Annotated in this window: 28 protein-coding genes and 1 tRNA gene; 16 read left to right on the forward strand and 13 right to left on the reverse strand. The window is 73.2% G+C overall.

The window, feature by feature from the left end:
• Together K7G60_RS33210 and K7G60_RS33215 are read left to right on the forward strand one after the other, a co-directional pair.
• On the forward strand, positions 1 to 839 hold an 839-nt coding region (locus K7G60_RS33210; RefSeq protein WP_225804680.1), incomplete at its 5' end, for a cell wall metabolism sensor histidine kinase WalK.
• Positions 836 to 1,516 carry a response regulator transcription factor gene (locus K7G60_RS33215; protein ID WP_017242433.1) on the forward strand — a complete coding sequence of 227 codons (681 nt, stop codon included), beginning with the start codon at positions 836 to 838 and terminating at the stop codon, positions 1,514 to 1,516. The genes K7G60_RS33210 and K7G60_RS33215, both read left to right, overlap by 4 nt.
• Positions 1,517 to 1,630: 114 nt before the next feature.
• On the opposite strand, the gene K7G60_RS33220 is transcribed toward K7G60_RS33215, so the two are convergent.
• Positions 1,631 to 2,281: a DUF461 domain-containing protein gene (locus tag K7G60_RS33220; RefSeq protein ID WP_225804681.1), complete on the reverse strand. Its 651-nt coding sequence runs from the start codon at positions 2,279 to 2,281 to the stop codon at positions 1,631 to 1,633.
• Positions 2,282 to 2,990: 709 nt separating this feature from the next.
• Between K7G60_RS33220 and K7G60_RS33225 the strand changes: the two genes are divergently transcribed.
• The 6 genes from K7G60_RS33225 (at position 2,991) to K7G60_RS33250 (ending at position 9,223) form a co-directional block, all read left to right on the forward strand.
• On the forward strand, positions 2,991 to 3,473 hold the full coding sequence (locus tag K7G60_RS33225) for a CarD family transcriptional regulator (protein WP_003953493.1): 483 nt from the start codon (positions 2,991 to 2,993) through the stop codon (positions 3,471 to 3,473).
• Positions 3,474 to 3,789: 316 nt separating this feature from the next.
• Positions 3,790 to 4,539, forward strand: a complete 750-nt coding sequence (gene ispD, locus K7G60_RS33230) for a 2-C-methyl-D-erythritol 4-phosphate cytidylyltransferase (protein WP_225804682.1) — start codon at positions 3,790 to 3,792, stop codon at positions 4,537 to 4,539.
• Positions 4,529 to 5,029: a 2-C-methyl-D-erythritol 2,4-cyclodiphosphate synthase gene (gene ispF / locus K7G60_RS33235; protein WP_225804683.1), complete on the forward strand. Its 501-nt coding sequence runs from the start codon at positions 4,529 to 4,531 to the stop codon at positions 5,027 to 5,029. The genes ispD and ispF overlap by 11 nt, the downstream gene beginning before the upstream one ends.
• A 92-nt stretch (positions 5,030 to 5,121) precedes the next feature.
• On the forward strand, positions 5,122 to 6,519 hold the full coding sequence (cysS, locus tag K7G60_RS33240; protein WP_225804684.1) for a cysteine--tRNA ligase: 1,398 nt from the start codon (positions 5,122 to 5,124) through the stop codon (positions 6,517 to 6,519).
• 77 nt (positions 6,520 to 6,596) lie between these two features.
• Positions 6,597 to 7,553, forward strand: a complete 957-nt coding sequence (gene rlmB, locus K7G60_RS33245) for a 23S rRNA (guanosine(2251)-2'-O)-methyltransferase RlmB (protein WP_225804685.1) — start codon at positions 6,597 to 6,599, stop codon at positions 7,551 to 7,553.
• A gap of 95 nt (positions 7,554 to 7,648) precedes the next feature.
• Positions 7,649 to 9,223 (forward strand): DoxX family membrane protein, encoded by a 1,575-nt coding sequence (locus K7G60_RS33250; protein WP_225804686.1) that lies wholly within the window; start codon positions 7,649 to 7,651, stop codon positions 9,221 to 9,223.
• A 68-nt stretch (positions 9,224 to 9,291) separates the two neighbouring features.
• Here K7G60_RS33250 and K7G60_RS33255 read toward each other — a convergent pair whose 3' ends face one another.
• The 3 genes from K7G60_RS33255 to K7G60_RS33265 all read right to left on the reverse strand — a co-directional run bounded on the left by K7G60_RS33255 (position 9,292) and on the right by K7G60_RS33265 (position 11,792).
• Positions 9,292 to 10,008 (reverse strand): nucleotidyltransferase family protein, encoded by a 717-nt coding sequence (locus K7G60_RS33255; protein ID WP_225804687.1) that lies wholly within the window; start codon positions 10,006 to 10,008, stop codon positions 9,292 to 9,294.
• A 67-nt stretch (positions 10,009 to 10,075) separates the two neighbouring features.
• On the reverse strand, positions 10,076 to 10,486 hold the full coding sequence (locus K7G60_RS33260; protein ID WP_030691156.1) for a hypothetical protein: 411 nt from the start codon (positions 10,484 to 10,486) through the stop codon (positions 10,076 to 10,078).
• Between the two features lie 208 nt (positions 10,487 to 10,694).
• Positions 10,695 to 11,792, reverse strand: coding sequence for an ABC transporter ATP-binding protein (locus K7G60_RS33265; protein WP_225804688.1), 1,098 nt, complete (start codon positions 11,790 to 11,792; stop codon positions 10,695 to 10,697).
• Between the two features lie 182 nt (positions 11,793 to 11,974).
• Here K7G60_RS33265 and K7G60_RS33270 point away from each other — a divergent pair.
• A tRNA-Thr gene (locus tag K7G60_RS33270) sits at positions 11,975 to 12,048 on the forward strand.
• A gap of 91 nt (positions 12,049 to 12,139) precedes the next feature.
• Here the strand turns inward: K7G60_RS33270 and K7G60_RS33275 are convergent.
• Positions 12,140 to 13,540, reverse strand: coding sequence for an FAD-binding oxidoreductase (locus K7G60_RS33275; RefSeq protein WP_225804689.1), 1,401 nt, complete (start codon positions 13,538 to 13,540; stop codon positions 12,140 to 12,142).
• Positions 13,541 to 13,650: 110 nt separating this feature from the next.
• Between K7G60_RS33275 and K7G60_RS33280 the strand changes: the two genes are divergently transcribed.
• Genes K7G60_RS33280 through K7G60_RS33290 form a run of 3 tightly spaced genes read left to right on the forward strand, consistent with a single transcriptional unit; the run spans position 13,651 to position 15,376 of the window.
• The gene (locus K7G60_RS33280; protein WP_225804690.1) at positions 13,651 to 14,538 is read left to right on the forward strand and encodes an aminoglycoside phosphotransferase family protein; all 888 of its coding nucleotides are present in this window, start codon (positions 13,651 to 13,653) and stop codon (positions 14,536 to 14,538) included.
• Positions 14,539 to 14,557: 19 nt separating this feature from the next.
• Entirely contained in the window at positions 14,558 to 15,037 is a 480-nt protein-coding gene (locus K7G60_RS33285; RefSeq protein ID WP_225804691.1) for a GNAT family N-acetyltransferase, read from the forward strand.
• A 9-nt stretch (positions 15,038 to 15,046) separates the two neighbouring features.
• The gene (locus K7G60_RS33290; protein ID WP_190160495.1) at positions 15,047 to 15,376 is read left to right on the forward strand and encodes a hypothetical protein; all 330 of its coding nucleotides are present in this window, start codon (positions 15,047 to 15,049) and stop codon (positions 15,374 to 15,376) included.
• A gap of 12 nt (positions 15,377 to 15,388) precedes the next feature.
• Here the strand turns inward: K7G60_RS33290 and K7G60_RS33295 are convergent, their stop codons facing one another.
• Complete coding sequence (locus K7G60_RS33295) at positions 15,389 to 16,393, reverse strand: zinc-binding dehydrogenase (protein WP_225804692.1); 1,005 nt, start codon at positions 16,391 to 16,393, stop codon at positions 15,389 to 15,391.
• A 50-nt stretch (positions 16,394 to 16,443) separates the two neighbouring features.
• Positions 16,444 to 17,616, reverse strand: coding sequence for an NAD(P)/FAD-dependent oxidoreductase (locus tag K7G60_RS33300; RefSeq protein ID WP_225804693.1), 1,173 nt, complete (start codon positions 17,614 to 17,616; stop codon positions 16,444 to 16,446).
• Positions 17,617 to 17,712: 96 nt separating this feature from the next.
• On the opposite strand from K7G60_RS33300, the gene K7G60_RS33305 reads away from it, so the two are divergent.
• On the forward strand, positions 17,713 to 18,393 hold the full coding sequence (locus K7G60_RS33305; protein ID WP_225804694.1) for a pentapeptide repeat-containing protein: 681 nt from the start codon (positions 17,713 to 17,715) through the stop codon (positions 18,391 to 18,393).
• Positions 18,394 to 18,838: 445 nt separating this feature from the next.
• Here the strand turns inward: K7G60_RS33305 and K7G60_RS33310 are convergent, their stop codons facing one another.
• From K7G60_RS33310 to K7G60_RS33320, 3 genes are all read right to left on the reverse strand, one after another.
• Positions 18,839 to 19,339, reverse strand: a complete 501-nt coding sequence (locus K7G60_RS33310) for a hypothetical protein (protein ID WP_225804695.1) — start codon at positions 19,337 to 19,339, stop codon at positions 18,839 to 18,841.
• Positions 19,340 to 19,445: 106 nt separating this feature from the next.
• Positions 19,446 to 20,102, reverse strand: coding sequence for a response regulator transcription factor (locus K7G60_RS33315; protein WP_225804696.1), 657 nt, complete (start codon positions 20,100 to 20,102; stop codon positions 19,446 to 19,448).
• The gene (locus tag K7G60_RS33320) at positions 20,099 to 21,277 is read right to left on the reverse strand and encodes a sensor histidine kinase (RefSeq protein WP_225804697.1); all 1,179 of its coding nucleotides are present in this window, start codon (positions 21,275 to 21,277) and stop codon (positions 20,099 to 20,101) included. The genes K7G60_RS33315 and K7G60_RS33320 overlap by 4 nt, the downstream gene beginning before the upstream one ends.
• Before the next feature lie 131 nt (positions 21,278 to 21,408).
• Between K7G60_RS33320 and K7G60_RS33325 the strand changes: the two genes are divergently transcribed.
• Together K7G60_RS33325 and K7G60_RS33330 are read left to right on the forward strand one after the other, a co-directional pair.
• Complete coding sequence (locus tag K7G60_RS33325; RefSeq protein ID WP_225804698.1) at positions 21,409 to 22,452, forward strand: ATP-binding cassette domain-containing protein; 1,044 nt, start codon at positions 21,409 to 21,411, stop codon at positions 22,450 to 22,452.
• Positions 22,452 to 23,258 carry an ABC transporter permease subunit gene (locus tag K7G60_RS33330; RefSeq protein ID WP_225804699.1) on the forward strand — a complete coding sequence of 269 codons (807 nt, stop codon included), beginning with the start codon at positions 22,452 to 22,454 and terminating at the stop codon, positions 23,256 to 23,258. The genes K7G60_RS33325 and K7G60_RS33330 overlap by 1 nt, the downstream gene beginning before the upstream one ends.
• 4 nt (positions 23,259 to 23,262) lie before the next feature.
• Here the strand turns inward: K7G60_RS33330 and K7G60_RS33335 are convergent, their stop codons facing one another.
• From K7G60_RS33335 to K7G60_RS33345, 3 genes are all read right to left on the reverse strand, one after another.
• Positions 23,263 to 24,468, reverse strand: coding sequence for an FAD-dependent monooxygenase (locus tag K7G60_RS33335; RefSeq protein WP_225804700.1), 1,206 nt, complete (start codon positions 24,466 to 24,468; stop codon positions 23,263 to 23,265).
• A 106-nt stretch (positions 24,469 to 24,574) separates the two neighbouring features.
• Positions 24,575 to 25,195, reverse strand: a complete 621-nt coding sequence (locus K7G60_RS33340) for a response regulator transcription factor (RefSeq protein ID WP_015035223.1) — start codon at positions 25,193 to 25,195, stop codon at positions 24,575 to 24,577.
• Positions 25,195 to 26,361 (reverse strand): sensor histidine kinase, encoded by a 1,167-nt coding sequence (locus K7G60_RS33345; protein WP_225804701.1) that lies wholly within the window; start codon positions 26,359 to 26,361, stop codon positions 25,195 to 25,197. The genes K7G60_RS33340 and K7G60_RS33345 overlap by 1 nt, the downstream gene beginning before the upstream one ends.
• Positions 26,362 to 26,597: 236 nt before the next feature.
• Here K7G60_RS33345 and K7G60_RS33350 point away from each other — a divergent pair.
• The coding region (locus tag K7G60_RS33350) for a heme-binding protein (RefSeq protein ID WP_225804702.1) at positions 26,598 to 26,969 on the forward strand (372 nt) is incomplete at its 3' end.

Raw genomic sequence — 26,969 nt, forward strand, 5'->3', positions numbered from 1 at the left:
CCCCACCCCGCCCCCCTCCCGATCTGCTCCTCCGGGTCGAGGCCCCCCCGGAGGCCCGCCGCATCGAAGCGGTGCGGCGCGACTTCGTCGCCAACGTGAGCCATGAGCTGAAGACCCCCGTGGGCGCGCTCTCCCTGCTCTCCGAGGCGGTCATGGACGCCTCGGACGACCCCGAGGCGGTCACCCGCTTCGCCGGCCGGATGCAGATCGAGGCGACCCGCCTCACCAACCTCGTACAGGAGCTCATCGACCTCTCCCGCGTGCAGAACGACGACCCGCTGGAGGACTCCGAGCCGGTCTCCGTGGACGAGCTCGTCGCCGAGGCGATCGACCGCTCCCGGCAGCCCGCCTCCACCAAGCAGATCAGCATGGTCTCCGGAGGCGCCGCCGGGCTGTACGTGTGGGGCAGCCGGGGCCAGCTCGCCGCGGCCCTCGGCAACCTCGTCGAGAACGCCGTCAACTACTCACCGGCCCGTACGCGGGTGGGCATCGCCGCCCGCAGGGTGTCGGCGCCCGGTGGGGACCTGATCGAGATCGCCGTGACCGACCAGGGCATCGGCATCTCGGAGAAGGACCGGGAGCGGATCTTCGAGCGCTTCTACCGCGTCGACCCGGCCCGCTCCCGTGCCACCGGCGGTACGGGGCTCGGCCTGGCCATCGTCAAGCACGTGGCCGCCTCCCACGGCGGGGAGGTCACCGTCTGGAGCACCGAGGGCCAGGGCTCCACCTTCACCTTGCGGCTGCCCGAGGCGGGCGCCGTACGGGACCGCCGGCCCGCCTCTTCCTCCACCCCAGATCTCATGACCGAACCGCTTCCCTCCCCGGAGGTCCTTCCGTGACCCGAGTGCTCGTCGTCGAGGATGAGGAATCCTTCAGCGACGCCCTGTCGTACATGCTCCGCAAGGAGGGCTTCGAGGTCGCCGTCGCGGCGACCGGGCCCGACGGCCTCGACGAGTTCGAGCGCAACGGAGCCGACCTCGTCCTCCTCGACCTGATGCTTCCGGGCCTGCCCGGCACCGAGGTGTGCCGCCAGCTGCGCGGTCGCTCGAACGTCCCGGTGATCATGGTGACCGCCAAGGACAGCGAGATCGACAAGGTCGTCGGCCTGGAGATAGGAGCCGACGACTACGTGACCAAGCCCTTCTCCTCGCGCGAGCTGGTCGCCCGCATCCGCGCGGTGCTGCGCCGCCGCGGGGAGCCGGAGGAGGTCACCCCGGCGGCCCTGGAGGCCGGCCCGGTCCGCATGGACGTCGACCGGCACGTGGTGACGGTCTCCGGCGGCAAGGTCGACCTGCCGCTGAAGGAGTTCGACCTCCTGGAGATGCTGCTGCGCAACGCGGGCCGCGTGCTGACCCGCATGCAGCTCATCGACCGGGTGTGGGGCGCGGACTACGTCGGCGACACCAAGACCCTCGACGTCCACGTCAAGCGCCTCCGCGCCAAGATCGAGCCGGACCCGGGCGCCCCCCGGTACCTGGTGACGGTGCGGGGCCTGGGGTACAAGTTCGAGCCGTAAAGAGCGGCCGGCCCGCCGAGGCCGGACGGAGTCCGGCGCAGCGTTCCGAAGACCGCGGACACGCCGAAGGGGCGCCCCGACGGGGGCGCCCCTTCGGCGTGTGTCCGTGCGCGGTCAGTGGCCGGCCGCGTGGCTCGCCTCGCCCGTGGGCTCGCCCGACGCCGGGGCCTCCGTGCCGTGCTCGGCGCCGTGCCCGGCCTCGCCCGAGGGCGACGCGGTGGCGGTCGGAGAGGCGCCCGGGGGAGCCGGGACGACCTCCGGGCCGTACTCCTCGAAGTAGCCCTTCGCCGGGACGACGAAGGCGCTCAGGGCGACGTCGCCGGTCCCGCTGAGCTTGAAGACGAGCTTCTGCGCGTCGCCGTCGCGGGCGGCCTCGGAGCCGTTCTCGATCATGGCGGCGGCGTTGCCCGCGCCGCCGATGACGACCGAGCCCTGGGCCGGGACGACGATCGGGCCCGTGCCCCCGGCGGCCTTCAGCGTCACCGTGGCGCGCGTGCCCGGCAGGCTGATCGACTCGAGGGTCTGCGGCTGCCGGCCGTTGTTGAAGACGGTGGCAGAGACGGCGGCCGGGCCCTTGGTGCCGGGCAGGGGCTGGGTGATGACCAGCGCGTTCTGGATCTTGACGTCGTCCACCGTGACGGCGGCGTTGTCCGGCCGCACTCCCAGCGTCTGCGCGTCGTTGCCCGCACCACAGGCGGACAGCGCGGCGACGGAGAACACGATGGCGGTGGCGGCGAGGGCGCCGCGTCGAAGGCTGCGGCTCACGGCGGCGGCATCTCCTAGGACGTACGGACGGGTGTGGGAACCAAGGGACAGCTAAGGATGTGTCAGCGCGCTTAGGTTACCGAGCCTCACTCCGCGTCCCGCACCCGACCCGCCCCTAACCGGTCACGGCCGTCCCGGGGGTGCCGCCGGGGGCGGCTGTGCGGGCCCTTCGCTTGCGCCGCGCGCCAGCCCGAGCCCCCACGCGCCAGCCCGGGCGCCCGCGCGCCCGCCCGAGCGCCCGCGTGCCCCTCGTGCACCGGCCCGTTTGGCCGGATCACGACCCATTGACCTGTTGTTCACATAACCGCCTTGATCAATTCGGAGACGCCCCCGCATTCCCCGCAGCCGCTCCCGCGGAAAATCCCGCGCCGATGTCGGTTGATGTCCACTGATCAATTTCGGGAATCACCCCCACATGCGTCCGTACGGGTGGTCGATCCTCGAACGGAGTACGTGAAGAAGGCCACTCCGAACCCGACAAAACGGGACATCATCCCTCCCTGGAGGGCCTCCGGGTATGTGTAACGTGCGCGTTTCTCTCCGTCCACGCAGCCGCTCCGACCTGCGAATACCGCCTTCCGGAAGCCCTCCGCAGCACGTCCGTGTCGTCGTTGTCAAGCCCCGAGATATGCCCTGACCTGCGAAAACGCCATTCAGAAGAAGCCGAATCCGTGTTACCCTGGATAGCCACGGAAGGGGTACCTGTCACATGACGTTCAAGGTTGGCGACACCGTGGTCTATCCCCATCACGGGGCCGCGCTGATCGAGGCCATCGAAACTCGCCAGATCAAAGGCGTGGACAAGACCTACTTGGTGCTCAAGGTCGCGCAGGGCGACCTGACGGTTCGTGTGCCGGCGGACAATGCGGAGTTCGTCGGTGTTCGCGACGTGGTCGGGCAGGACGGGCTGGACCGGGTCTTCGAGGTGCTGCGTGCGCCGTACGCCGAAGAGCCGACGAACTGGTCCCGTCGCTACAAGGCAAATCTCGAGAAGCTCGCCTCCGGCGATGTCATCAAGGTCGCCGAAGTGGTGCGCGACCTGTGGCGTCGTGAGCGCGAGCGCGGACTTTCCGCGGGTGAGAAGCGCATGCTCGCCAAGGCTCGGCAGATCCTGGTGAGTGAGCTGGCCCTCGCGGAGAACACGAACGAGGACAAGGCCGAGGCTCTCCTCGACGAGGTCCTCGCGTCCTGAGCCGCGACTCCGCGGTGAAGCACGGTGAAGTAGCGAAGTAGTGAGCGATGCCGCGGTGCCCGCTGGCGTACTGTGATCCACACAGTGCTGTCGCCGGGCGCTGCGGCATGTTCGCATACGTATGCGGCTCGTCCATGTGACCGCACCGCTGCAGTAACCCGCACCCCCTAGAACTTCTCCATGCCCCGAGCCCCTGTGCCGACGCGGCCACGCCTCGACCGTCGTCACGGAAAGGGCCCGGTCAAGGCGGAGCGTCCGGCACGGTGAAGGCCATACCCATGTCGGCCGCGGAAACAAACCTGCCGGAGTGCAACCGATGTCAGACGAAGCGCGTCCCCGTCGTACCGCCGTGGTGATCCCGGCCGCAGGGCGGGGCGTACGCCTCGGCCCGGGCGCCCCCAAGGCGCTCCGCGCGCTGAACGGCACCCCCATGCTGATCCACGCCGTCCGTGCGATGGCCGCCTCCCGCGCGGTCTCGCTCGTCGTCGTGGTCGCCCCCTCCGACGGCGCCGCCGAGGTCAAGAACCTCCTCGACACCCACGCCCTGCCCGAGCGGACCGACTACCTCGTCGTCCCCGGCGGCGAGACCCGCCAGGAGTCCGTCCACCTCGGCCTCCAGGCGCTCCCCGAGGGCGTCACCACCGTCCTCGTCCACGACGCGGCCCGCCCGCTGGTCCCCGTCGAGACCGTGGACGCCGTCATCGAGGCCGTACGGGACGGGGCCGTCGCGGTCGTCCCCGCGCTGCCCGTCGCGGACACCGTCAAGGAGGTCGAGCCGGCCGGCAGGCCCGGCGACCCCGAGCAGGTCGTCGCCACCCCGGTCCGCGCCCGCCTCCGTGCCGTCCAGACCCCGCAGGGCTTCGACCACGACACCCTGGTCAACGCCCACGCCACCGTCGCCCTCACCGGTGAGGGCGCCACCGACGACGCCGGCATGGTCGAGAAGCTCGGCGCGCCCGTCGTCGTCGTGCCCGGCCACGAAGAGGCCTTCAAGGTGACCCGCCCCCTCGACCTCGTCCTCGCCGAGGCCGTACTCGCCCGCAGGAGGGCCAACGATGGCTTCTGAGACCCCGCTCATCCCCCGCACCGGCATCGGCACCGACGTCCACGCCTTCGAGGAGGGCCGCGAACTCTGGTGCGCGGGCCTGCACTGGGAGGACGAGGAGTACGGCCTGGCCGGGCACTCCGACGGCGACGTCGCCGCCCACGCCGCCTGCGACGCGCTCTTCTCCGCCGCCGGCATCGGCGACCTCGGCGCCCACTTCGGCACCTCGCGCCCCGAATGGTCCGGGGCCTCCGGCGTCACCCTGCTCGCCGAGGCCGCCCGGATCGTCCGGGCCGAGGGGTACGAGATCGGGAACATCGCCGTGCAGGTCGTCGGCGTCCGCCCCAAGATCGGCAAGCGGCGCGACGAGGCCCAGAAGGCGCTGAGCGAGGCGGCGGGCGCCCCCGTCTCCGTCTCCGGCACCACCACGGACGGACTCGGCCTCACCGGCCGCGCCGAGGGCCTCGCCGCCCTCGCGACCGCCCTCGTCTACCCCGTATCGCCCCGGTAGCGGTGCCGTGACGTCCCGGCGGCGGTGAAAAACGTGCCCCGCCGCCGGGAATCGGTCGCAGGGCACCACCACGCGCCCACTACCCTGGAGTGGTGACTATTCGCCTGTACGACACCAGCGCCCGGCAGATCCGTGACTTCACCCCGCTCACGCCGGGCTCCGTCTCGATCTACCTCTGTGGTGCCACCGTGCAGGCGGCCCCGCACATCGGCCACATCCGGTCGGGGCTGAACTTCGACATCATGCGCCGCTGGTTCGCGTACCGCGGCTACGACGTCACGTTCATCCGCAACGTCACCGACATCGACGACAAGATCATCAGGAAGGGCGCCGAGCAGGGCCGCCCCTGGTGGTCCATCGGCTACGAGAACGAGCGCGCCTTCAACGACGGCTACCAGGCCCTCGGTTGCCTCCCGCCGACCTACGAGCCCCGCGCCACCGGTCACGTCCCCGAGATGATCGAGATGATGCGGGGCCTGATCGAGCGCGGCCACGCCTACGAGGCGGACGGCAGCGTCTACTTCGACGTGCGCTCCTTCCCGGGATACCTGGAGCTGTCCAACCAGGACATCGACGACCTCCGCCAGCCCGACGAGGGCGTCTCCGGCAAGCGCGACCCGCGCGACTTCGCCATGTGGAAGGCGACCAAGCCGGGCGAGCCCGACTGGGAGACCCCGTGGGGCCGCGGCCGTCCCGGCTGGCACCTGGAGTGCTCGGCGATGGCCCACAAGTACCTGGGCTCCGCCTTCGACATCCACGGCGGCGGCCTCGACCTGATCTTCCCGCACCACGAGAACGAGATCGCCCAGGCCAAGGCCTTCGGCGACGAGTTCGCGCGGTACTGGGTGCACAACGCCTGGGTCACCATGAGCGGCGAGAAGATGTCGAAGTCGCTCGGCAACAGCGTGCTGGTGTCCGAGATGGTGAAGAACTGGCGCCCCATCGTCCTGCGCTACTACCTGGGCACCCCGCACTACCGCTCGATGATCGAGTACAGCGAGGAGTCCCTGCGCGAGGCCGAGTCGGCGTTCGCCCGCATCGAGGGCTTCGTCCAGCGCGCCACCGAGAAGGCCGGGACGACCGTCGCCCCCGCCGCCGAGGTGCCGCCGGCCTTCGCCGAGGCCATGGACGACGACCTGGGCGTGCCGCACGCGCTCGCGATCATCCACACCACCGTCCGCCAGGGCAACAGCGCCCTCGCCGCGGACGACAAGGACGAGGCCATCGCCCGCCTCGCCGAGGTCCGCGCCATGCTCGGCGTCCTCGGCCTGGACCCGCTCGACCCGCACTGGGCCGAGGAGACCGGTGGCGGCGAGGAGCTCCACGGCGTCGTCGACACCCTCGTGCGCCTCGTGCTCCAGCAGCGCGAGTCCGCGCGCGAGCGCAAGGACTGGGCCACCGCGGACGCGATCCGCGATCAGCTGGGCCAGTCCGGCCTCGCCATCGAGGACAGCCCCGACGGCCCCCGCTGGACGCTGGGCAACCGTTAGAAGAAGTGCCGCTCGGGACCCCGGGCGGCACACTTCAGTTACAGACTTCGTACGTCAGCAGAGGAAATCAGGTAGTCATGGCCGGGAACAGCCAGCGCAGGAACCGTCGCACGTCCAACAAGAAGGGTGCGACGGTCGGCAGCGGTGGCCAGCGGCGCAAGGGCCTCGAAGGCAAGGGCCCGACGCCCAAGGCCGAGAACCGCAAGGGCCACAAGGCGTACCGCGTCTCCAACGCGATGGCCCGGAACGCGGCCAAGCGCAAGCCCGTCGCCCGCCGCGGCGGCAAGGGCCTGTCCGAGATGGTCGTCGGCCGCAACCCGGTCTTCGAGGCGCTGCGCGACGGCGTGCCCGCCACGACCCTGTACGTGCAGCAGTTCATCGACAACGACGAGCGCGTGCGCGAGGCCCTGAACCTCGCCACCGGCCGCGGCAACATCAACATCATGGAGGCGCCGCGCCCCGAGCTCGACCGGATGACGAACGGCCTCAACCACCAGGGCCTCGTCCTCCAGGTCCCGCCGTACGAGTACGCGCACCCCGAGGACCTCGCGGCGGCCGCCTTCGACGACCACGAGGACCCGCTGATCGTCGCCCTCGACGGTGTCACCGACCCGCGCAACCTCGGTGCCGTCGTCCGCTCCGTCTCCGCCTTCGGCGGCCACGGCGTCGTCGTCCCCGAGCGGCGCGCCGCCGGCATGACCGCCGGCGCCTGGAAGACCTCGGCCGGCACCGCCGCCCGCACCCCGGTCGCCCGCGCCACCAACCTGACCCGCTGCCTGGAGCAGTACCAGAAGGCCGGCCTCACGGTCGTCGGCCTCGCCGCCGACGGCGACCGCGAGGTGCACGAGCTGGAGGAGCTGGCCGGCCCGGTCGTCATCGTCGTCGGCTCCGAGGGCAAGGGCCTCTCCCGACTCGTCGGCGAGACCTGCGACTTCCTCGTCCGCATCCCGATGCCGGGCGGCGCCGAGTCGCTCAACGCCGGTGTCGCCGCCGGTGTCGTGCTCTACGAGGCGGCCCGCCGCCGCATGGGCTGACCCGAACGAGGGACGCGCCCCGGCCGTGATCTTGACGGGCCTCGGACATTTGGCAACCGTCAAGGCAGTGTCCTAACCGCACATCACTCGGTTAGATGAGTGTGGACACCAGAACGCCCCGGCCGGGGTTCGACGATCAGCCCGCGCTGAGCATGGTCAAGGTGGATTCCGATCCCGCCCAGGTGATCGTGAACCACGCCAGCTTCCGTGTGCGGCTCGCGCCGGCTCCGCAGCCGAAGTTCGCGGCCCGTACCGCCGCCCTGTCCGGAGTGGGCGCGGGCGGCCCGCGCCGTCGCCCCGTCGTGTGGACCGGAAAGTCCACGCCGGGCGCGACCGGCCTCCTCCAGGCCGTGCGCGAGTCGTCCGTCTCCACGCTCGAACCCGGCGTCGGCCACGGCGGTCACGGCGTCGGGGACACCCAGGCCATCCCGCGCGTCGACACCACCATGCCCACCCCCGTGGTGCCCGCCGAGGCCGCGCCCCTGCTGCCGCCGATGCGCCGCGCCGAGGGCGCCTACGACGAGCTGTACGACCTCAGGCCCGAGGCGGCCGGGCCGTACGGGAACGACGAGCCGTACGGGAACGAGGGGCCGGGCGCCCGGGCCGCGCAGCGCCACGGACAGGACAACGTCCGGCACGCCTACTACCCCGGGCGCCGGATGAACCTCGGCGTCGTCCTCCTCCCGCTCCGCGTCTTCCTCGGCTTCATCTCCGTCTACGCGGGCATGGGCAAGCTCTGCGACCCCGTCTACTTCGACGGCGGCGAGCGCGGCTCCATGGTGAAGTGGCTCAACTCCCTGCACCCCTGGGCGCTCGCCGAACCGCTGCGCGACTTCGCCCTCCAGCACCCCGTCGGCGCCGGACTCACCGTCGCCTTCCTCCAGGTCGTCGTCGGCGTCCTCACGGTCCTCGGACTCTGGCAGCGCGTCGCCGCCGTCGTCGGCGGCCTGCTCTCCGCCGCCCTCCTCCTGACCGTCAGCTGGAAGACCGTCCCGGTCTACGACTCGGCCGACATCATCTACCTGGCCGCCTGGTCCCCGCTGATCATCGCCGGCGCCCCCGTCTACTCCCTCGACGGCCGCCTCGCGGGCGAGGCCTGGCGCACCCTCGGCCCCCGCGCCGAACTCTGGGACCTGCGCCGCCGCGTCACCCGCCGCAGCACCCTCCTCGCCGCCGTCGTCGTCGGCCTCACCCTCCTCGTCGGCTCCGTCCTCGGCGGTGCCGTCCGCTCAACCGAGATGGTCACCGTCCCGGGCCCCAACGACGACCCGATCAACCACCTGCCCGGCCAGCCGCTCCCCGCGGAGCCGACGCACAACGCCCCGTCGAAGGCCGCCTCCACCGCGCCCGAGCCCGCCACCGCGACCAGCGAGGCGCCGGCCCGGAGCGAGGAGACCGAGGAGGCCGCCCGGCCCACCGAGACGACCCGCGAGTCCACCCGGACCCAGGAGCAGCGTCCGACCGCCACCCAGGGCACGAGCACCGGCGGCACCACCAGCCGTACGCCCGCGGAGTCGAAGCCCGCGCCCCCGCCGACCACGAGCGACAGTCCGGCCGGCAGCACCGGGGGCACGACGAGCGGCGGCTCGACGGGCTCCACCAGCACCCCGTCCGAGAGCGGCACGACGTCGGGCGGCGCGCAGAACCCGATCGGCGGCCTGCTGGGCTGACGCCGGTACGGGAACGGGAAGGGCGGCACCGCGAGGAAGCGGTGCCGCCCTTCCCGTGTGCCCGTGGGTCAGGCCTTCTGGGCGGCCAGTTCCTTGGCCGCCTCCGTGAGGTCCTTGGCGGTGTCGATGGCCCGCCAGTACGCGCCGTGGGGCAGTGGGAAGCCGGCCAGGCGGCGCTCGCGGGCGAGGCGGGGGAAGGTGGCCCGCTCGTGGTCGCCGACGTCGGGGAGGAGCTCGGTGAAGGCCGCGGAGAAGACGTACACGCCCGCGTTGATCAGGAACGGCGACGGCGGCGCCTCGATGAAGTCGGTGATGTTCCCGAAGGTGTCGGTCTCGACGGCGCCCCACGGGATCCGGGGGCGGGCCAGGGCGAGCGTCGCGAGGGCGTCCCGCTCCGTGTGGAAGGCGGCCATCTCGCGCAGCGAGAAGCGGGTCCAGATGTCGCCGTTGGTGGCGTACCAGGGCTGGTCGGGGGAGGGCAGGTGCGCGGCGGCGTACTTGAGGCCGCCGCCGCGGCCGAGGGGTTCGGTCTCGACGACCGTCGTCACCTTCAGCGGCAGGTCCGCGGAGGCCAGCCACTCCTGGAGCACCTCGGCGAGATGGCCGCAGGAGACGACGGCGTCCGTCACGCCCTCGGCGGCCAGCCAGGAAAGCTGATGGCCGATGATCGGGGTCCCGGTGCCCGGGATCTCGACCATCGGCTTGGGGCGGTCGTCGGTGTACGGGCGGAGCCGTGAGCCCTGGCCGCCCGCCAGGACCACGGCCTGCGTCGGAGTGATGTGCATACGGGGAACGATAGGGGCCCCGTACGTGCTCGGCCGTTCAGCTCGCGGCCCTTCCCACGCGAACCGGTCAGCTCGCGCGCATCACGCCGGTCGCGTACGAGGTGTCGCAGACCGGGCGGGAGAAGGACTGGGCGCGCGAGGGGCCGTAGTGCTCGACGGCGGCGCGGCCGAGGGCGCGGGCGATGGAGAAGCAGTGCTGGGCGAGGGAGGGCCGGTTCTCCACCTCGCGCTGGAGGTGGGTGAGGGCCGTGCCGGGGTCCTTCTCCTGAAGCTCTGCGAGGAGTTGGTCGCGGAGAATATCCTGGGGGGCACGGGACTTGGCCCGGGTGGAGACGTCCGTGGAGGACGCGGTGAGCTGGGTCCCGGAGTCCTGGCCGGCCCACGGAACGGCGGACACCGCGAGCGTTCCCGAGAGCACCAGGACGACGGGCAGGACGAGGGCGAGAGAGCGGCCGATTCGGCGGGCAGTGTGCGTCACGCAGGCGAGCGTAGCGGCCGGTAGTGATATGGCGACATTTAGTCACTCTCGCGAGGGACGGTTCGAGGCGGCTTTTCGAATTCCGTGTTGACGCGGGGGTCCGGTCGGGGCCCCGAATGCCGGGGTTTTCCGGGGTAAGCCCGTTTAAACGAACGGCCCCGCATCTGCAACAGACGCGGGGCCGTACGGCAGAGCCTCAGGGGCGGTCTCAGTCGCTGAGGCGGGCGCCCGTGGAGGTGGAGAAGACGTGCAGCTCGGCGGCGCGCGGGACGACGTGCAGCGTGGAGCCCTTGGCGGGCACGTCACGGCCGCCGACGCGGACCACCAGGTCCTTGTCCTCGCCGCCGACGCGGGTGGTGCCGTACACGAAGCCGTCCGAGCCGAGCTCCTCGACGACGTTGACCGTGACGGCCAGGCCGTCCTTGCTCGTCGGGCCCGAGACGTCGAAGTGCTCGGGACGGACGCCGACGGTCACCGTGGTGTCGCCGTTGGCGGAGGCCGCGGCGATCGCGTCACGGGTGACCGGGACGACGCTGTTGCCGAACTTCACGCCGCCGTCGGTGATCGGGACCTCGACCAGGTTCATGGCCGGGGAGCCGATGAAGCCGGCGACGAAGAGGTTGGCGGGCTTGTCGTACATGTTGCGCGGCGAGTCGACCTGCTGGAGCAGACCGTCCTTCAGGACGGCGACGCGGTCGCCCATGGTGAGCGCCTCGGTCTGGTCGTGCGTCACGTACACGGTCGTGATGCCCAGCCGGCGCTGCAGACCGGCGATCTGCGTACGGGTCGAGACGCGGAGCTTGGCGTCGAGGTTCGACAGCGGCTCGTCCATGAGGAAGACCTGCGGCTCGCGGACGATGGCGCGGCCCATCGCGACACGCTGGCGCTGACCGCCGGAGAGCGCCTTCGGCTTGCGGTCCAGGTACTCGGTGAGGTCGAGGATCTTCGCGGCCTCTTCGACCTTGGCGCGGATCTCGGACTTGTTGACGCCCGCGATCTTGAGCGCGAAGCCCATGTTGTCGGCGACGGTCATGTGCGGGTACAGCGCGTAGTTCTGGAACACCATCGCGATGTCCCGGTCCTTCGGCGGCAGGTGCGTGACGTCGCGGTCACCGATGCGGATGGAGCCGGCGTTGACGTCCTCGAGGCCCGCGAGCATGCGCAGGGAGGTCGACTTGCCGCAGCCGGAGGGGCCGACGAGGACGAGGAACTCGCCGTCCGCGATCTCGATGTCGAGCTGGTCGACGGAGGGCTTGGTGGCACCCGGGTAGATCCGGGTGGCCTTGTCGAACGTGACGGAAGCCATGGTGATGCGTCCCTTCACCGGCAGGAACGTGCCGGACGATCCGAGTAAAGGAAGGATTGAGGTCTAGTCCACCAGGGTGAACTCCAGGCGACGCTACCTGGCGGGGCCCGATCTGTCAGCACTCACGGGCCCGTGAGATTTCCGACCGTCCCCGGGGCCGGGTTGGTTACACTTCACTCGCTGCCGCCTTAGCTCAGTTGGCTAGAGCGCTTGACTTGTAATCTTGAGGTCGTCGGTTCGATTCCGACAGGCGGCTCTGATCGTTCAGGTGTCCCGGACCGCTCTGGTCCGGGACACCTGTGCGTTACGGGGGAGCGCGCGGTGGGCGGCCCTCCCCCGACGTGCTCTCAGCGGCCGCTCAGGCGGTTCGCCAGGATCGCCACCCGGTCCGTCCGGGCCGTGTGGGTCGTGGTCTCGCGGCGGTCGGCGCCCCGGAAGGCGGCGTACATGGTCTGGACGCCGAGCCAGCGCAGGGGCTCCGGTTCCCACTTGCGGACCTTGTGGTTCACCCAGGGGAGGGCCGTGAGGTCGGTGGGGCCCGCCTGGCCCGAGTCCTGCTGGATCAGGTCCCGGAGGGTGCGGGCCGCGAGGTTGGCGGTGGCGACGCCGGAGCCGACGTAGCCGCCGGCCCAGCCGAGGCCCGTGGAGCGGTCGAGGGTGACCGTGGCGCACCAGTCGCGGGGGACGCCGAGGACGCCGGACCAGGCGTGCTCGATCCGTACGCCCGCGAGCTGCGGGAAGAAGCGGATCAGGATCTCGCGGAGGGCGTCGACGGTCTGCGGCTGGGTGCGGCCGTCGTTGTCGGTCTTCGAGCCGAAGCGGTACGGGACGCCCCGGCCGCCGAGCGCGATGCGGCCGTCCGCGGTGCGCTGGGCGTACATGTAGGCGTGGGCCATGTCGCCGAGGGTCTCGCGGCCGTCCCAGCCGATGGACTCCCACTGGGCTTCGGTGAGCGGCTCGGTGGCGATCATCGACGAGTTCATGGGGAGCCAGGTGCGGCGCTGGCCGGCGAGGGAGGCGGTGAAGCCCTCGGTGCAGCGCAGGACGTACGGGGCGCGGACCGTGCCGTACGGGGTGACCGCGTGCTTCGGCTTGATCTCGGTGACGGGGGTCGACTCGTGGATCGTGACGCCGAGCGCCTCGACGGCCGCCGCGAGGCCCTGGACGAGCTTGACCGGGTGGAGGCGGGCGCCGTGCGGGGTCCAGGAGGAGCCGACGGCTCCGGCGACGCGGATGCGCTCGGCGGTCTCGCGGGCGCCGTGGAGCTCGCGGTCGGTCTCGCCGAAGGCGAGCTCGGCGGCGTGGAAGGCCTTGAGGCGGGCGAGCTGGGCGGGGGAGAGCGCCACCTCCAGGACGCCGCCGCGGTGCTGGTCGGCGTCGATCTTCTCGGCGTCGCAGACGTCGAGGACCTCGGTGACGGTGGCGTTCATGGCCTGCTGGAGGCGGACGGCGGCCTCGTGGCCGTGGAGCCTGGCGTAGCGGTCGCGGCCGGCGATGCCGTTGTAGAGCCAGCCGCCGTTGCGGCCGGAGGCGCCGTAGCCGCAGAACTTGGCTTCGAGGACGGTGATGTTGAGGAAGGGGACGGCCTTCTTGAGGTAGTAGGCGGTCCAGAGTCCCGTGTATCCGCCGCCGACGATGCAGACGTCGGCGCCGGTGTCGCCGGGGAGCGGTTCGCGGGGCGCGGGGGCGCCCTCCTGCGCGTACCAGAACGATATTCCGCCGTTGACGGTGCCGTTGACCGTGCTCATCTCTATCCCTCTTCCGGGTGCGTGGCCGGAGATTACCCCTGGCCAGGGGTCTGTGGATACGGGAGGAGACCCGGAGGCGCCGGGCGCGGGCCGGTCGCTACGCTCGCCGCGTGATTCACGTACCGGAGGAACTGGCCCGGTCCCAGGCGAAGTACAACGGCGAGGCCGGACGGGCGTTCGTCGACGGGCTGCCCGGACGGGCCGAGGAGTTCCTCGGGCGGTGGGGGCTGCGGGTCACCGGGCCCTCGATGTACGGCATGGCCTCGCTGGTGCTGCCCGTGGAGCGGGCCGCCGACGGTGTGCGCGCCGCCCTGAAGATGCAGCTCCTCGACGACGAGACGGAGGGGGAGCCCCTCGGGCTGCGCGTCTGGGACGGGGACGGCGTGGTGCGGCTGCTCGATCACGACGCCGCGACCGGCACGATGCTCCTCGAACGGCTCGACGAGGAAAGGCCGTTGTCCACGGTCGCGGACACCCGCGAGGCCCTCGGGACCGTCGCCGGGCTCCTCTCCCGGCTCGCCGCCGTCCCCGCGCCGGAAGGGCTCCGGACGCTCGGCGACATCGCCGCCGGAATGCTCGCCGGGGCGCCCGCGGCCGCCGCGCGGCTCGGCGCGGACGACGCCGCCCTGCTGCGGGACTGCGCCGCGGCCGTACGGGAGGTGGCGGGTGAGCCGGGGGACCGGCTGCTCCACTGGGACCTGCACTTCGGGAACGTCCTGGCGGGCCGGCGGGAACCCTGGCTGGCGATCGATCCGAAGCCGCTGGCCGGTGACCCGGGCTTCGAGCTGCTTCCGGCGCTGATGGACCGCTTCGATCCCGACGGGTTCCTGTGGGGGTTCGACCTGCTCGCCGAGGTCGTCGGGGACCGGGGGCGGGCGGTGGCGTGGACCCTGGGGCGGGTGCTCCAGAACGGGCTGTGGGACGTCGGGGACGGGGAGCCCGCGCTCGACGCCGAGCAGGTGGCCGCCGCGCGAATCCTGCTGGCCAGAAGGGCCTGAGCCGGGGCAGGGTGGGGGCATGATCCGTACAGCCACGCCCGCCGACGTCCCCGTCCTCCACGCCCTGATCCGCGACCTCGCCGAGTACGAGAAGGCCCTCGACGAGGTCCGTGCGACCCCCGAGCAGCTCCACGAGGCCCTGTTCGGCGAGCGTCCCGCCGCCTTCGCGCACATCGCCGAGACGGAGACGGGCGAGGCGGTGGGCTTCGCGCTCTGGTTCCTCAGCTTCTCGACCTGGCGTGGGGTCCACGGCATCTTCCTGGAGGACCTGTACGTCCGCCCGGAGGCCCGGGGCGGCGGCCACGGCAAGGCCCTGCTGCGCGAGCTGGCCCGCATCTGCGTCGAGCGCGGCTACGAGCGCCTGGAGTGGTCCGTACTGAACTGGAACCGGCCCTCGATCGACTTCTACGAGTCCCTGGGCGCCCGTCCGCAGGACGAGTGGACGGTCTACCGCCTGACGGACGGGGCCCTGGCGAAGCTGGGCGGAGCGACGGTGTAGGAAGGGGGCATGGACATTGAGCAGCGGTTCCAGCGGATCACCGGCTTCATCGAGGCGCGGCTGACGCCGCTCTTCGACCCCGCCAACGGCAGCGACCACGGGTTCGGCATGGACGACACGTCGCGGGCGCTGCGGGCCCTGCGCTACACCGTGCAGGCCGCGTCGGCGGTGAACGGGCTCGTGGAGAAGCGGGAGACGGCGCCGGAGCTGCGGCAGGTCGTCGACCAGGCCCTGGAGCACAACTGGGACGTGCTGCGCTCGGTCGCCCGGATGTGGGAGGACCACCCCGACTTCACGAAGGAGTTCAAGGCGCACTCCTGGGACGTGCTGGGGGTCTGACGGCCGGAGTCCTCAGGGGACGAGCACGACCTTGCCCGTCGTGCCCCGGTTCTCCAGGGCGCGGTGGGCCTCCGCCGCCCGCGCGAGCGGGAAGCGGTGGACCGCCGGGCGCAGCGTGCCGGTCGCCGCGGCGTCGAGGGCGGCGAGTTCGAGCGTACGGATGTCGCCGCCCGCCTTCTGGATCATGACGGGGCCGAGGACGGACTCCGAGGTGATCCCGCGGGCGGTGAGCTCCTCCTCGGTGAAGGCGAGCGGTTCGCCGTCGTGGAGGCCGGCGCCCGACCAGCCGAAGACCAGGTGCTGGCCGCCCTTGCCGAGCAGGTCGACGGCGGCGCGGCCGGTGGCGCCGCCGACCGAGTCGAAGACGACGGTGGCGGTGCGGTTCACGGCGGTCAGGTACGCGCGGACCTTCTCCGGCCAGTCGGGCAGCTTGTAGTCGACGGCCAGGTCGGCCCCGTTCGCCTCGACGAGGGCGACCTTCGCGGGACCGCCGGCGAGGCCGATGACGGTGGCGCCGGCGTTCTTGGCGTACTGGACGAGCAGGGTGCCGACGCCGCCGGCGGCGGCCGGGACGATCGCGACCGAGTCGGGGCCGAGTTCGGTGAACCCCAGGATGCCCAGGGTCGTGCGGCCGGTGCCGACCATGGCGACGGCCTCCGCCTCGCCCAGGTGGTCGGGCAGGGCGTGGAGGCGGGCGGCGTCGGTGACGGCGAGTTCGGCGTAGCCGCCGGGGTTCATGCCGAGGTGGGCGACGACCCGCCGGCCGAGCCAGGCCGGGTCGGTGCCCTCGCCGAGGGCGTCGACGGTGCCGGCGACCTCGCGGCCGGGGATCGTGGGGAGTGCGGCGGGCGCCGGGAAGGGGCCCGCGGCACCCTCGCGGAGGGCGGTGTCGAGGAGGTGCACGCCGGCCGCCGCGACCCGGATGCGGACCTGGCCGGGGCCCGGCACGGGGTCGGGCGCCTCCTCGTAGGTGAGGTTCTCGGCGGGGCCGAAGGCGTGGAGGCGGATGGCGTGCATGACGTTCCCCTGTCGTCGTCCGGGTGGGCGGGCGTGTACAGCCTCCAACCTCAAGCGCGCTTGAGGTCAAGGCGGTCGAGGTGCTCCGCGCGCAGGGCCAGCGACACCGCCTCGACCGCGCTCGTGAACGACACCTCCGACAGCACGCCCGGCGCCGCCACCTCGTCGCCCACCAGGTACACCCCGTCGCCCCGGTCGACGGCCGGACGGTCGCGCCAGGTCGTGCCCGGGCGGTCCACCGCGCCCGTACGGCCCTGGGAGACGGACTCCCGACGCCACACCGTCCGCTCGCGCCAGCCCGGGAAGCCGAGGTCGAGCAGCCGCTCCGCGTGGGCGACGCCGTCCGCCTTCGACGCGTCGGGGCCGATCGGCAACTGCGCCTGGACCAGCTGCTGTCCCGCCGGGGCCAGCGAGGGGTCCTGCGCCGTGAACCGCTCGATCCAGCCGGGCGCGTCCAGGTCGGAGACCACGAACGGGTCGCCCTTGCGCGTGCGCAGCGCCAGGTCGAACAGGACCGTGCGGCCGCTCTCCCAGGCCAGCGACGGGTCGCCGAGGAGCCGGGCGGCGGCGGGCAGGGCGGTCGCGACGATCACCGGTCCTCCGCCGAGCGGCAGGGCGTCGACCCGGGACGAGGTCTCGATTCGTACGCCCAGCTCCCACGCGCGCGCGGCCATCCGGTCGATCAGCTCGCCCCAGCCGCCCCGGACGTAGTGCGCCTCGGGCGGCAGGGCGGCGGCCCGGTGCAGCCGCTCCTGCACGAAGCGGGCCGAGAGGGAGCCGGGGTCGTGGTGGAAGAGCGCGACCCCGCTGTACGCCGCGGCCACGCGCGCGGTGCGCTCGCCCGCGAGCCCCGTGACCCAGGTGCGGAAGTCGAGGTCGACGGGGGCCTGTTCGGCGGTACGGCGGGCCTGGCGCAGCAGGCCGAGCGGAGGGGTGCGGCGCAGGGCGCCGTCGCGGTGGACGCGGAACCGGAGGGCCTCGGCGGGCGGCAGCGCGGCGAGCGGGCCGAGGAGGCCGCGCTGCTTCAGCCAGGTCCAGTGGGGGCCGCCGCTGTAGAGCGCGTGCGGGCCCTCGTTGGTCCGGTACGGGCCGTCGGCCGTCCGCGCCCGGCCGCCGAGCGTCCGGTGCGCCTCGTGGACGGTCACCTTGGTGCCGGCCTCGGCTGCCGTGATGGCGGCGGTCAGTCCGGCGAAGCCGCCGCCGATGATCGTGAGCTTCCGCATGTCCGTCTCCTCGTGTCGGTCTCACACGGGGGACGGGGGGAAGGGCCGCGGATGTGACATCGGGGCGCTGTCAGTGGCGTACGTCACGATGGGGTCATGGCGACGGGTACGGATCGGAATCGGCGGAAGAGGGTGGCGGGGGCGCGGCGGCCGGAGGTCCGGCTGCCGCCCCTGGAGGCGTACGGGGGCGGGCTCGGACCGGACGGGGACTACGACGGCCTCGAACTGGCCGGCCTCGACCTGGCGGGCCAGTCGGGCGAGGGGGCCCGGTTCCTGGACTGCGCGCTGCGGGAGTGCGGGCTCGACGGGACGCGGCTGACGGGGGCGCGGTTCCTCGACTCGGTGCTGACGGGGGTGCGGGGAGTGGGCACGGAGCTCGCCGGGGCACAGCTGCGGGACGTGGAGCTCGTGGAGGCACGGCTCGGCGGGGCGCAGCTGCACGGGGCGGTCCTGGAGAGAGTCGTCGTCCGGGGCGGCAAGAGCGACTACCTCAACCTGAGGGGCGCGAAGCTGAGGGACGTCGCCTTCGAGGGGTGCGTGCTGAGCGAGCCGGACTTCGGGGGCGCGGTCCTGGAGCGGGTCGAGTTCGTGGACTGCGTGCTCACGGGCGTGGACTTCACCGGGGCTCGGCTCACGGACGTGGACCTGCGCGGGGTGCAGCGGCTGGAGATCGCGCGGGGGGTGGAGTCGCTGGCGGGCGCGGTGATCTCCGCGGGACAGCTCCTGGACCTGGCGCCGGTGCTGGCGGCGCGGCTGGGGGTGCGGGTGGAGGACTGAGCCCGGGCCCACGGCCCGGCACCCCTGCGGGGGCGGCGCCCGCCTCCGTTGTGGGCCTCCGCTCCAGGGGGGCGGTGCCCACCCCGCACCTCCGTTGCGGAGCCCGTTCCGCCGGGCGCTGCCCCCGCTCCCGCGCCCCGTCGTGGGCGGTCGTTCCGCTGGGGCAAGGGGGTCCCCCTGCTCGAGCGAAGTCGAGAGCGCGGGGGAGGGTGGGCACAACGGACGGCGCCCCTTGCCGGCGCCCGAGGCTGCCGGGCCTGGACCCGCACCGGATGCGCGCCGCACAACGTGGTGCGGGTTCAGGCGCGGGACGCGGAGGCGCCGCTGGAGGGCGCCGTCCCGTGTGCCACCCGTCCCGCCCCGCGGGACGACTGCCCACACGGGCAGGTGGACACCGCCCGGCCGGGCCGCGGCCCGCACGGCGGGTGGACGGGCGGGGGCCGGGCTAGGGCACGCGGGGGAAGCGGGACTGGAGGGTCCAGATGGCGGGGTTGTCGGCCAGGCCCTCGTGCATGTCCGTGAGGTCCGCGATCAGATCGTGCAGGAAGTCCCGCGCCTCACGCCGCAGTTCGGCGTGGTTGAAGGTGACCGGCGGTTCGTCCCCCGGCATCCAGTCGGCCTCGACGTCCACCCACCCGAAGCGGCGCTCGAAGAGCATCCGGTCCGTGGACTCGGTGAAGTCGATCTCCGCGTACTGCGGCTGCGCGGCGCGGCTGCCGCGCGGGTCCTGGTCGAGCTGCTCGACGATGTCGCACAGCGCCCACGCGAAGTCGAGCACCGGCACCCACCCCCAGGCCGTGGACACCTCGCGGTCGGTCTCCGTGTCGGCGAGGTACACGTCCCCGCAGAACAGGTCGTGGCGCAGGGCGTGGACGTCCGCGTGGCGGTAGTCGGTCTGCGGCGGGTCGGGGAAGCGACGCGAGAGGGAGTAGCCGATGTCGAGCACGGGACCGATGGTGTCACGGCACCGGCCCCGTCCCGTACGCGAGGACCACCGGCCGCCCCCTCGCGACCCGGCTCCGTCTCGTACACGAGCAGCACCAGCCGCGCCCTCACGGCACCAGCCCCGTCTCGTACGCGAGGATCACCAGCTGTACCCGGTCGCGGGCGTGCAGTTTGGAGAAGAGCCGCGCCACGTGCGCCTTCGCGGTGGCCGCGCTGATGTGGAGCCGTTCCGCGATCTCGCTGTTCGACAGGCCCCGGCCGACGAGGGTGAGGACCTCCCGTTCGCGCTCGGTGACCCCCTCCGGGCCACGCGACGGTGGACGCGTGGGCTCCGGGCGCGCCGCGAACTCCTCGATCAGGCGGCGGGTCACGCCCGGTGCGATCAGGGCGTCGCCGGAGGCCACCACCCGGATCGCGGCGAGGATGTCGTCGAGGGCCATGTCCTTGACGAGGAAGCCGCTCGCGCCGGAGCGCAGCGCGCCGTACACGTACTCGTCGTCGTCGAAGGTGGTCAGGACGAGGACCCGGGGAGCGCCGGGGCCGGCCGTGACGATCCGGGTGGCCTCGATGCCGTCCATGCCGGGCATCCGTACGTCCATCACCACCACGTCGGGCCGCAGGTCCCGGGCCAGTTCGACCGCCTCCGTGCCGGTGCCCGCCTCGCCGGCGACGTCCAGGTCGGGCGTGTCGGTCATGAGGACGCGCAGCCCGGCCCTGACCAGGGGCTGGTCGTCGACGAGGAGGACGCGGATGCTCGGGCTCACGGGGTGCGGGCTCCTTCCGGGAGGTCGGCGGGCAGCGGCAGCAGCGCGGTGACGTGGAAGCCGCCGCCAGGCCGGGGCCCCGTGGTGAGGCTGCCGCCGAGGAGCGCGGCGCGCTCGCGCATCCCGACGAGGCCGTAGCCGCCCCCGGGCTCCGCACCGGGCGCGCCGCGGCCGTCGTCGGTGATCTCGACGAGCAGGGTGTCGGCGCGCCGCTCCACCGTCACCCGGCAGGTGGGCGCGGCCGCGTGGCGGACGACGTTGGTCAGGGACTCCTGCACGATCCGGTACGCCGCGAGGTCGACCTCCGGCGGGAGCGACACGTCGGGGTTGCCGAGGTGCCGCAGCTCGACCCGTACCCCCGCGTCCGCCGTGGACGCGGCGAGCCGTTCCAGGTCGGCGAGGCCGGGCGCCGGGTCGCGTGGTGCGGGACGGCCGTCGGCGGCGGCACCGCGCAGCGCGCCCAGGGTGCGGCGCAGACCGGCGAGGGTCTCCCGGCTGGTGGTCTCGATGGTGGCGAGCGCGTTGCGGGCCTCCGCGGGCTGGGTGTCGATGACCCGGCGGCCGACGCCCGCCTGGATGGCGATGACGCCGATGCTGTGCGCGACGACGTCGTGCAGTTCACGGGCGATTCTGAGCCGTTCGGCGGCGACGGCCTCGGCCGCGGTCGCGGCGCGCAACTCCGCAGCGTGGCTGCGCCGTTCGCGTACGGACCGGCCGAGGAGCCCGGCGGTGAGCAGGGCGAGCGCGAGGGCCACCACCGTGCTGACGAAGACGTCCTGCCCGGAGGTGATGTAGGTCGCGGTCGCGATCTGCGCGGCGAGCGCGCCGAGGGCCGTGGGCAGCAGGATCCGGAGCGGGTGCAGGGCGGCGATCCGGCCGACGACGGCGTCTGCGGCGAGCACCGGGAGGTAGAGGAGAACGGCCTCCGGTCGGCTCGTCGCCGCCGCGAACACCCCGGCCAGCAGCAGCCCGAGCGCCGCGAGCGGGTTGCGGCGCGCCAGGGGCAGGCTCAGGCTCACGGCGACGGTGGTGAGGAAGAGCCGCAGTTCGGTCGAGCGGTACGGGCCGGTCCGCATCGCGATGAGGAACAGGAAGGGCTGTGCGACGGCCGCGCCCCAGGCGAGGGCCGCCGACACCCGCCCCTGGGGCGGTCGGTCGGTCGGGGTGGCGGGCATGGCCCCGATCGTAGGCGCGGCCGTCCGACGGGACATCGGCCTGCGGGCGTACGCCCCCGGGCCACCCCCTCGCGTGGGTTGTGGCCGCCGAGCCGATGTGCCGGGGGCGCCGGACGGCGACCGTGGACCGCATGATCGAAGTCCACGAACTGACCAAGCGCTATGGCCGCCCGGGTCCTGGCCTGTTCCGGCTCGCGGGCCGACTCCGTCGCCCCGCGGCCGGCACGGGAACCGCCGCCGATCGTCCCGCGGCCGGCACAGGCCCCGCCTCCCGCCTCCCCGCAGCCCGTTCAAGCCCCGCCGCCTTCGGCCGCCTCGCCGTCGACCGGCTCGGTTTCAGCGTGAAGCCCGGGCGGGTGACCGGTTTCCTCGGGCCCAACGGGGCCGGGAAGTCGACGACCCTGCGGCTGATCCTGGGGCTCGACGAGCCGACGTCCGGGACCGCCACCGTCGACGGGCGGCGGTTCCGGGACCTGCCGCGCGGGCTGCGGCACGTCGGGGCGCTGCTCGACGCGCACGACGTGCACGGCGGCCGGACCGCCGAGGCCCATCTGGCGGCGCTCGCCCGCACCAACGGCATCCCCCGCCGCCGGGCCGCCGAGGTCCTCGACGAGGTCGGGCTCGCCGAGGCGGGACGGCGCCGGATCGGCGGCTACTCGCTCGGCATGAGGCAGCGTCTCGGCATCGCCGCCGCGCTGCTCGGCGACCCTCCCGTGCTCCTCTTCGACGAGCCGGTCAACGGCCTCGACCCGGAGGGCGTGTTGTGGGCGCGCGGGCTGTTCCGGCGGCTCGCCGCCGAGGGGCGGACGGTGTTCGTCTCCAGCCATTTGATGAGCGAGATGGAGCACACCGCCGACGACCTCGTCGTCATCGGCCGCGGCCGGCTCATCGCGGCCGAGAGCGCGGCCGCCTTCGCCGCGCGCGGCACCCGTCGGAGCGTGACCGTGCGGACGGCCGACCCGGCCGCCGCCCCGGGCCTCGCCGATGCCCTGAGGAGCGAGGGCGCCACCGTACGGACGGAGGACGGAGCTCTCGCCGTGACCGGGATCGAGGCCGACCGGATCGGGGTCCTCGCCTTCCGGCACGGCGTTCCGCTCGCCGGACTGACCGCGCACGCCTCCTCCCTCGAGGAGGCGTTCATGGAGCTCACCGCCGACAGCGTGGAGTACCGCTGATGCCGAGCGCCCGTTTCCGCGACCTGCTCGCCGCCGAGTGGGCGAAGCTGTGGTCGCTCCGCTCCACGCCCTGGGCCTTCGCCGTCGGCGCGGTCGCCGCGCTCGGCGTCAACCTCAACGCGACCCTCGCCGACTACCGCAACTATCCGAACTACCCGGACGGCATCAAGGAGCTCTTCGTGCCGATCTGGGCGATGCGTGACGCGTTCACGCTCGGCGGGGCCATGGTGTTCGTCCTCGCGACCGGTTCGATCGGCGCGCTGGTGATCGTCGGCGAGTACGGCACGGGCCAGATTCGTACGACCTTCGCGGCCGTCCCGGCCCGCCGGTCCGTCGTCGCGGCGAAGACGCTCGTCCTCGCGGCCGTGATGCTGGTGTACGGGGCGCTGGTCGCCGGGGTCTCCTTCGTCGCCACCCAGGCCGTGCTCGACGGCCGGGGCGTCGGCATGGCGATCGGCGACGAGGGCGTGCCGCGGGCCGTCGCCGCGTCGGCGCTCCTCGCGCCGGTGTGCGCGCTCGCAGGCTTCGGCCTCGGGGCGCTGCTGCGGCACACGGCGACGACGATCGTCTCCCTGACCGGTGTGCTGCTCCTGCTGCCGGCCCTGATGGACGAGCGGAACCGCTGGGGTGCGACGTTCCTGCACGCCCTGCCGCAGGGCGCGTGGAAGCGGCTCACCGAGATCGGGGAGTCGCCGGTGCCGGTGGACCATCCGTGGACGGCGGGCGGGGCGTGGACCGTGTACGCGGCCTGGGCGGTGGGGGCGGTGGCGGTGGCTTTCGCGGCCGTCCACCGCCGGGACGTCTAGCAGCTCAGCGGCGGCCGTGCACCGCTCGCGCCACCCGTGGTCCGAGCCAGCGCTTGAGCCGTCGCAGGGCCTCCAGTTGCTCGGCGGCCCGGTCGATCCGGTAGTACAGCTGCGGCGGGACGTGCGGGAGCAGCGGCGAGTGGCGCTGGCCGAGGAGCGCGAACATCTTGGCCGGCTCCAGGCTCATGTAGCGCGGCAGGTTCTCGTACCACTGGGCGCTGTAGCGGGCGGCGCTCTGCGCGGAGACGAGTTCGGCGCGCCGCCGCTTCCCGTACGCGGTGAGGGCGGCGTCCAGGTCGCCGGGGGCGCGCAGGGCGTCCGCGAGGGCGAGCGCGTCCTCCAGCGCCAGGGTGGTGCCCGCGCCGATCGAGTAGTGCGTGGTGTGGGCGGCGTCGCCGAGGAGGACGAGGTTGCCGCGGTGCCAGACCCGGTTGGTGAGGGTGCGGAAGGTCAGCCACTGGGCGGCGCCGTCGGCGCGCTCGCGGCCGATGAGCTCGTGCCCGTCGAGGAGGTCGTGGAAGAGCTTCTCCAGGAGGTTCAGGCTGTCGGCCTCGCCGAGCGTGTCGAGGCCGAGGCCGGTGAAGGTCTCCGGGGAGCACTCGACGACACAGGTGGACCGCTCGCCGCTGAAGCCGTAGGCGTAGCACCAGATCCAGCCGTGCTCGGTCTCCTTGAAGGCGAAGCTGAAGGAGTCGAAGACCTTGGTGGTGCCGAGCCAGACGTACCGGTTGCGGCCGCTGGTGACCGCGCTGCCGAAGTGGTCGGCGTGGGCCTCGCGGAGCACGCTGTTGACGCCGTCGGCGGCGACGACCAGGTCCGCGCCGGCCAGCTCGGGGGCGTCCGGGCCCGGGATGTCGTGCTCGAACCCGACCCGTACGCCGAACTCCCCGGCGCGGTCGGCGAGCAGCGCGAGCATCCGCCGCCGCCCGATGCCGAAGCCGGCGTCGCCGCGGTGGACGGTCCGCTCGTCGCGGACGATGGCGACCCCGTCGGTCCAGGTCACGGACGCCTCGGCGACGGCGGCGGCGGACTCGGGGTCGCCGGCGCGCAGCTTGTCGAGGAGGCCGGCCCAGTAGGTGACGCCCCAGCCGTACGTGGAGCCCTCGGGGTTCCGTTCGTACACGGCGACGTCGTGGGACGGATCCTGCCGCTTCAGCAGGATCGAGAGGTAGAGGCCGGCGGGTCCGCCGCCGACGATCGCGAGCTTCACGTGCGCTCCCACTGAGACATGACACCGTGCGGTCGAATGACGACGCACGGTAGCAGCGGGGGGCCGGGCGGTGCCGGGGAACGGCACCGGGGACCAGCCCAACGGGCTACGGCAGCAGGCGGCGCTCCTTCGCCACCGCGACCGCGCCCGCGCGGGTGTCGACGCCGAGCTTGGCGTAGATCCGGCCGAGGTGCGTCTTCACCGTCGCCTCGCTGATGAACAGCGCCCGCGCGATCTCCCGGTTGCCGAGGCCGCGCCCCAGCTGGCCGAGGATGTCCCGCTCCCGGTCGGTGAGACTCGGCCCGGCGGCGCCCCGCATGCGGTCCATGACCCGGCTGGCGACCGGCGGGGAGAGGGCCGTGCGGCCCTGGGCGGCGGAGTGGATGGCGGCGAACAGCTCCTCGGGCCGCTCGGCCTTCAGCAGGTAGCCCGTCGCGCCCGCCTCGATCGCCCGCGTGATGTCCGCGTCCGTGTCGTACGTGGTGAGGACCAGGACGTGGACGCCGGTGGGCGCGATCCGCCGCGTCGCCTCCACGCCGTCGATGCCCGCGCCGAGCTGGAGGTCCATCAGGACGACGTCCGGCTTCAGCTTCGCCGCCATCGCGACGGCCTCCTCGCCGCTGCCCGCCTCGCCCACCACCTCGATGTCGGGGGTGCTGCCGAGCAGGGCGAGCAGTCCGGCGCGGACGACGACGTGGTCGTCGCAGAGGAGGATCCGTACGGACATCAGGACTCCAGGGAGAGCGGGATCGCGGCGGAGAGCACCGTGCCCTCGCCCGGGGTGGACTCGACCGTCAGGGTGCCACCCAGCTGCTGGGCGCGCACCCGCATCGCGGGCAGACCGTGGCCCCGCTCGGCCTGCTCGCGCGCGAGCGCCGGATCGAAGCCGCGGCCGTCGTCGGCGATGTCCAGGACCACCTGGTCGTCGAGGTAGGTCAGGGTCAGGGCGGCGGAGTCGGCGCCGGCGTGCTCGCGGATGTTGGCGAGGGCGCCCTGCGCGATCCGCAGCAGCGCCGACTGCGCCCGGTCGGGCAGCGGCACCGGGGTGCCGTCGACCCGGAAGGCCGCCGACTCGCGGGCGGCGAGGGAGCGCAGGGCCTCTTCGAGGCCGCCGCCCCCGGCGAGGTCGGCGGGGGCGAGGTCCTGCACGAAGCGGCGGGCCTCGGCGAGGCTGCGTTCGGCGATGGACTCGGCGGTGCGGACGTGCCGGCGCGCGGTGCCGGGGTCGCCGTCCCAGAGCCGGTCGGCGGCCTGCAGCAGCATCTGCTGGCTGGACAGGCCCTGCGCGAGGGTGTCGTGGATCTCCATGGACAGCCGCTGGCGCTCCGCGAGGGTGCCCTCGCGGCGCTCGATCGCGGCGAGTTCGCGCCGGGTGCGGATCAGGTCGTCGATGAGCGCCCGCTGCCGGGCGGCCTGCCGGTCGGAGTACACGAAGACGCCGGTGGCGAGGGCGGCGACGGCCGGCGGGGCGACGATCAGGTTCGGGTCCCAGCCGCCGTGCGAGAGCTGGACCTGGGCGAAGACCACGAACGCGGTGAGCAGGGTGACCAGGCCGAGCGCGGCGCGCGGCGGGAGGGTGCGCAGGCCCGTGTAGAAGAGCGGCACCGCGCACCAGGCGAAGCTGGGCGCGAGGACGACGAGGAGGACCCAGACGGCGACGACCGTGCCGAGCCAGGCGATCCGGCGCGGGGTGGCGCGGGTGCCGAGCACCGGGCCGAGCAGGTAGAGGGAGGCGAGGGCGCCGGTGAGGGCGATGATCCAGGGGCTGCGGGCCTCCCACTCGTGTCGCAGCAGGAAGCGGGCGAGGGAGGCGCCGAGCAGCAGGAAGAACGCGATGTGCATGACCCGCGCGAGCCAGCGGGCGTCCGGGTCGTGTTCCGTGGGCCGGGTCACCGTGCCGCCTCCCTGCCGTCCTGACCTGGGTGTACCCGTCCATGGTGGCCCGGAGGGACCAGGCGGGCATCAACCGATCGGCTGACAGGCCCGTCGTCCGGTGCGCGCGCGGAGGGCAGCCGGACCGTGGACCGTCCGGCCCGGGTTCCGGCCGGAGGATCGATGCAGAGCGAAGGACGAACGAACCGCTCGACAGCTTCTCCCTCCCCCTCCTCCTCACCTCTACGGAGCCCCTGATGAAGAAGATCCTCCTCGGTGCCACCGCCGCCGCTGTCGTCGCCGCCGGTACCTTCGGCGTGGTCTCCGCGAACGCCGCCGCCCCGGCCGCCGCTCCCGCCGCCGTCATGGCCGACGCGGACAACGGCAACACGATGCAGACGACGCACCTGACGATCGAGGCGGCCACGAAGGCCGCGCAGGCGACCCTGGACGCCGCCGAGGCGGAGAACCAGCGGGTCTCCGTGGCGGTCGTGGACCGCAACGGCAACACGATCGTCACCCTGCGCGGCGACGGCGCCGGCCCGCAGTCCTACGAGTCGGCCGAGAAGAAGGCGTTCACCGCCGTCTCCTGGAACGCCCCGACCTCCGTCCTCGCGGGCCGCCTCACC

The sequence above is a fragment of the Streptomyces sp. NK15101 genome, from assembly GCF_020400725.1.
Lineage (GTDB): Bacteria > Actinomycetota > Actinomycetes > Streptomycetales > Streptomycetaceae > Streptomyces.

Excerpts from the sequence above, each read along its gene's own strand:
- ispD (WP_225804682.1), top strand. The coding sequence starts at position 3,790 with ATGTCAGACGAAGCGCGTCCCCGTCGTACCGCCGTGGTGATCCCGGCC.
- K7G60_RS33320 (WP_225804697.1), bottom strand. The coding sequence starts at position 21,277 with ATGCCCGCCACCCCGACCGACCGACCGCCCCAGGGGCGGGTGTCGGCG.
- K7G60_RS33265 (WP_225804688.1), bottom strand. The coding sequence starts at position 11,792 with ATGGCTTCCGTCACGTTCGACAAGGCCACCCGGATCTACCCGGGTGCC.
- ispF (WP_225804683.1), top strand. The coding sequence starts at position 4,529 with ATGGCTTCTGAGACCCCGCTCATCCCCCGCACCGGCATCGGCACCGAC.
- K7G60_RS33325 (WP_225804698.1), top strand. The coding sequence starts at position 21,409 with ATGATCGAAGTCCACGAACTGACCAAGCGCTATGGCCGCCCGGGTCCT.
- K7G60_RS33305 (WP_225804694.1), top strand. The coding sequence starts at position 17,713 with ATGGCGACGGGTACGGATCGGAATCGGCGGAAGAGGGTGGCGGGGGCG.
- K7G60_RS33225 (WP_003953493.1), top strand. The coding sequence starts at position 2,991 with ATGACGTTCAAGGTTGGCGACACCGTGGTCTATCCCCATCACGGGGCC.
- K7G60_RS33295 (WP_225804692.1), bottom strand. The coding sequence starts at position 16,393 with ATGCACGCCATCCGCCTCCACGCCTTCGGCCCCGCCGAGAACCTCACC.
- K7G60_RS33285 (WP_225804691.1), top strand. The coding sequence starts at position 14,558 with ATGATCCGTACAGCCACGCCCGCCGACGTCCCCGTCCTCCACGCCCTG.
- K7G60_RS33300 (WP_225804693.1), bottom strand. The coding sequence starts at position 17,616 with ATGCGGAAGCTCACGATCATCGGCGGCGGCTTCGCCGGACTGACCGCC.
- K7G60_RS33290 (WP_190160495.1), top strand. The coding sequence starts at position 15,047 with ATGGACATTGAGCAGCGGTTCCAGCGGATCACCGGCTTCATCGAGGCG.
- K7G60_RS33250 (WP_225804686.1), top strand. The coding sequence starts at position 7,649 with ATGAGTGTGGACACCAGAACGCCCCGGCCGGGGTTCGACGATCAGCCC.
- rlmB (WP_225804685.1), top strand. The coding sequence starts at position 6,597 with ATGGCCGGGAACAGCCAGCGCAGGAACCGTCGCACGTCCAACAAGAAG.
- K7G60_RS33255 (WP_225804687.1), bottom strand. The coding sequence starts at position 10,008 with ATGCACATCACTCCGACGCAGGCCGTGGTCCTGGCGGGCGGCCAGGGC.
- K7G60_RS33340 (WP_015035223.1), bottom strand. The coding sequence starts at position 25,195 with ATGTCCGTACGGATCCTCCTCTGCGACGACCACGTCGTCGTCCGCGCC.
- K7G60_RS33275 (WP_225804689.1), bottom strand. The coding sequence starts at position 13,540 with ATGAGCACGGTCAACGGCACCGTCAACGGCGGAATATCGTTCTGGTAC.
- K7G60_RS33330 (WP_225804699.1), top strand. The coding sequence starts at position 22,452 with ATGCCGAGCGCCCGTTTCCGCGACCTGCTCGCCGCCGAGTGGGCGAAG.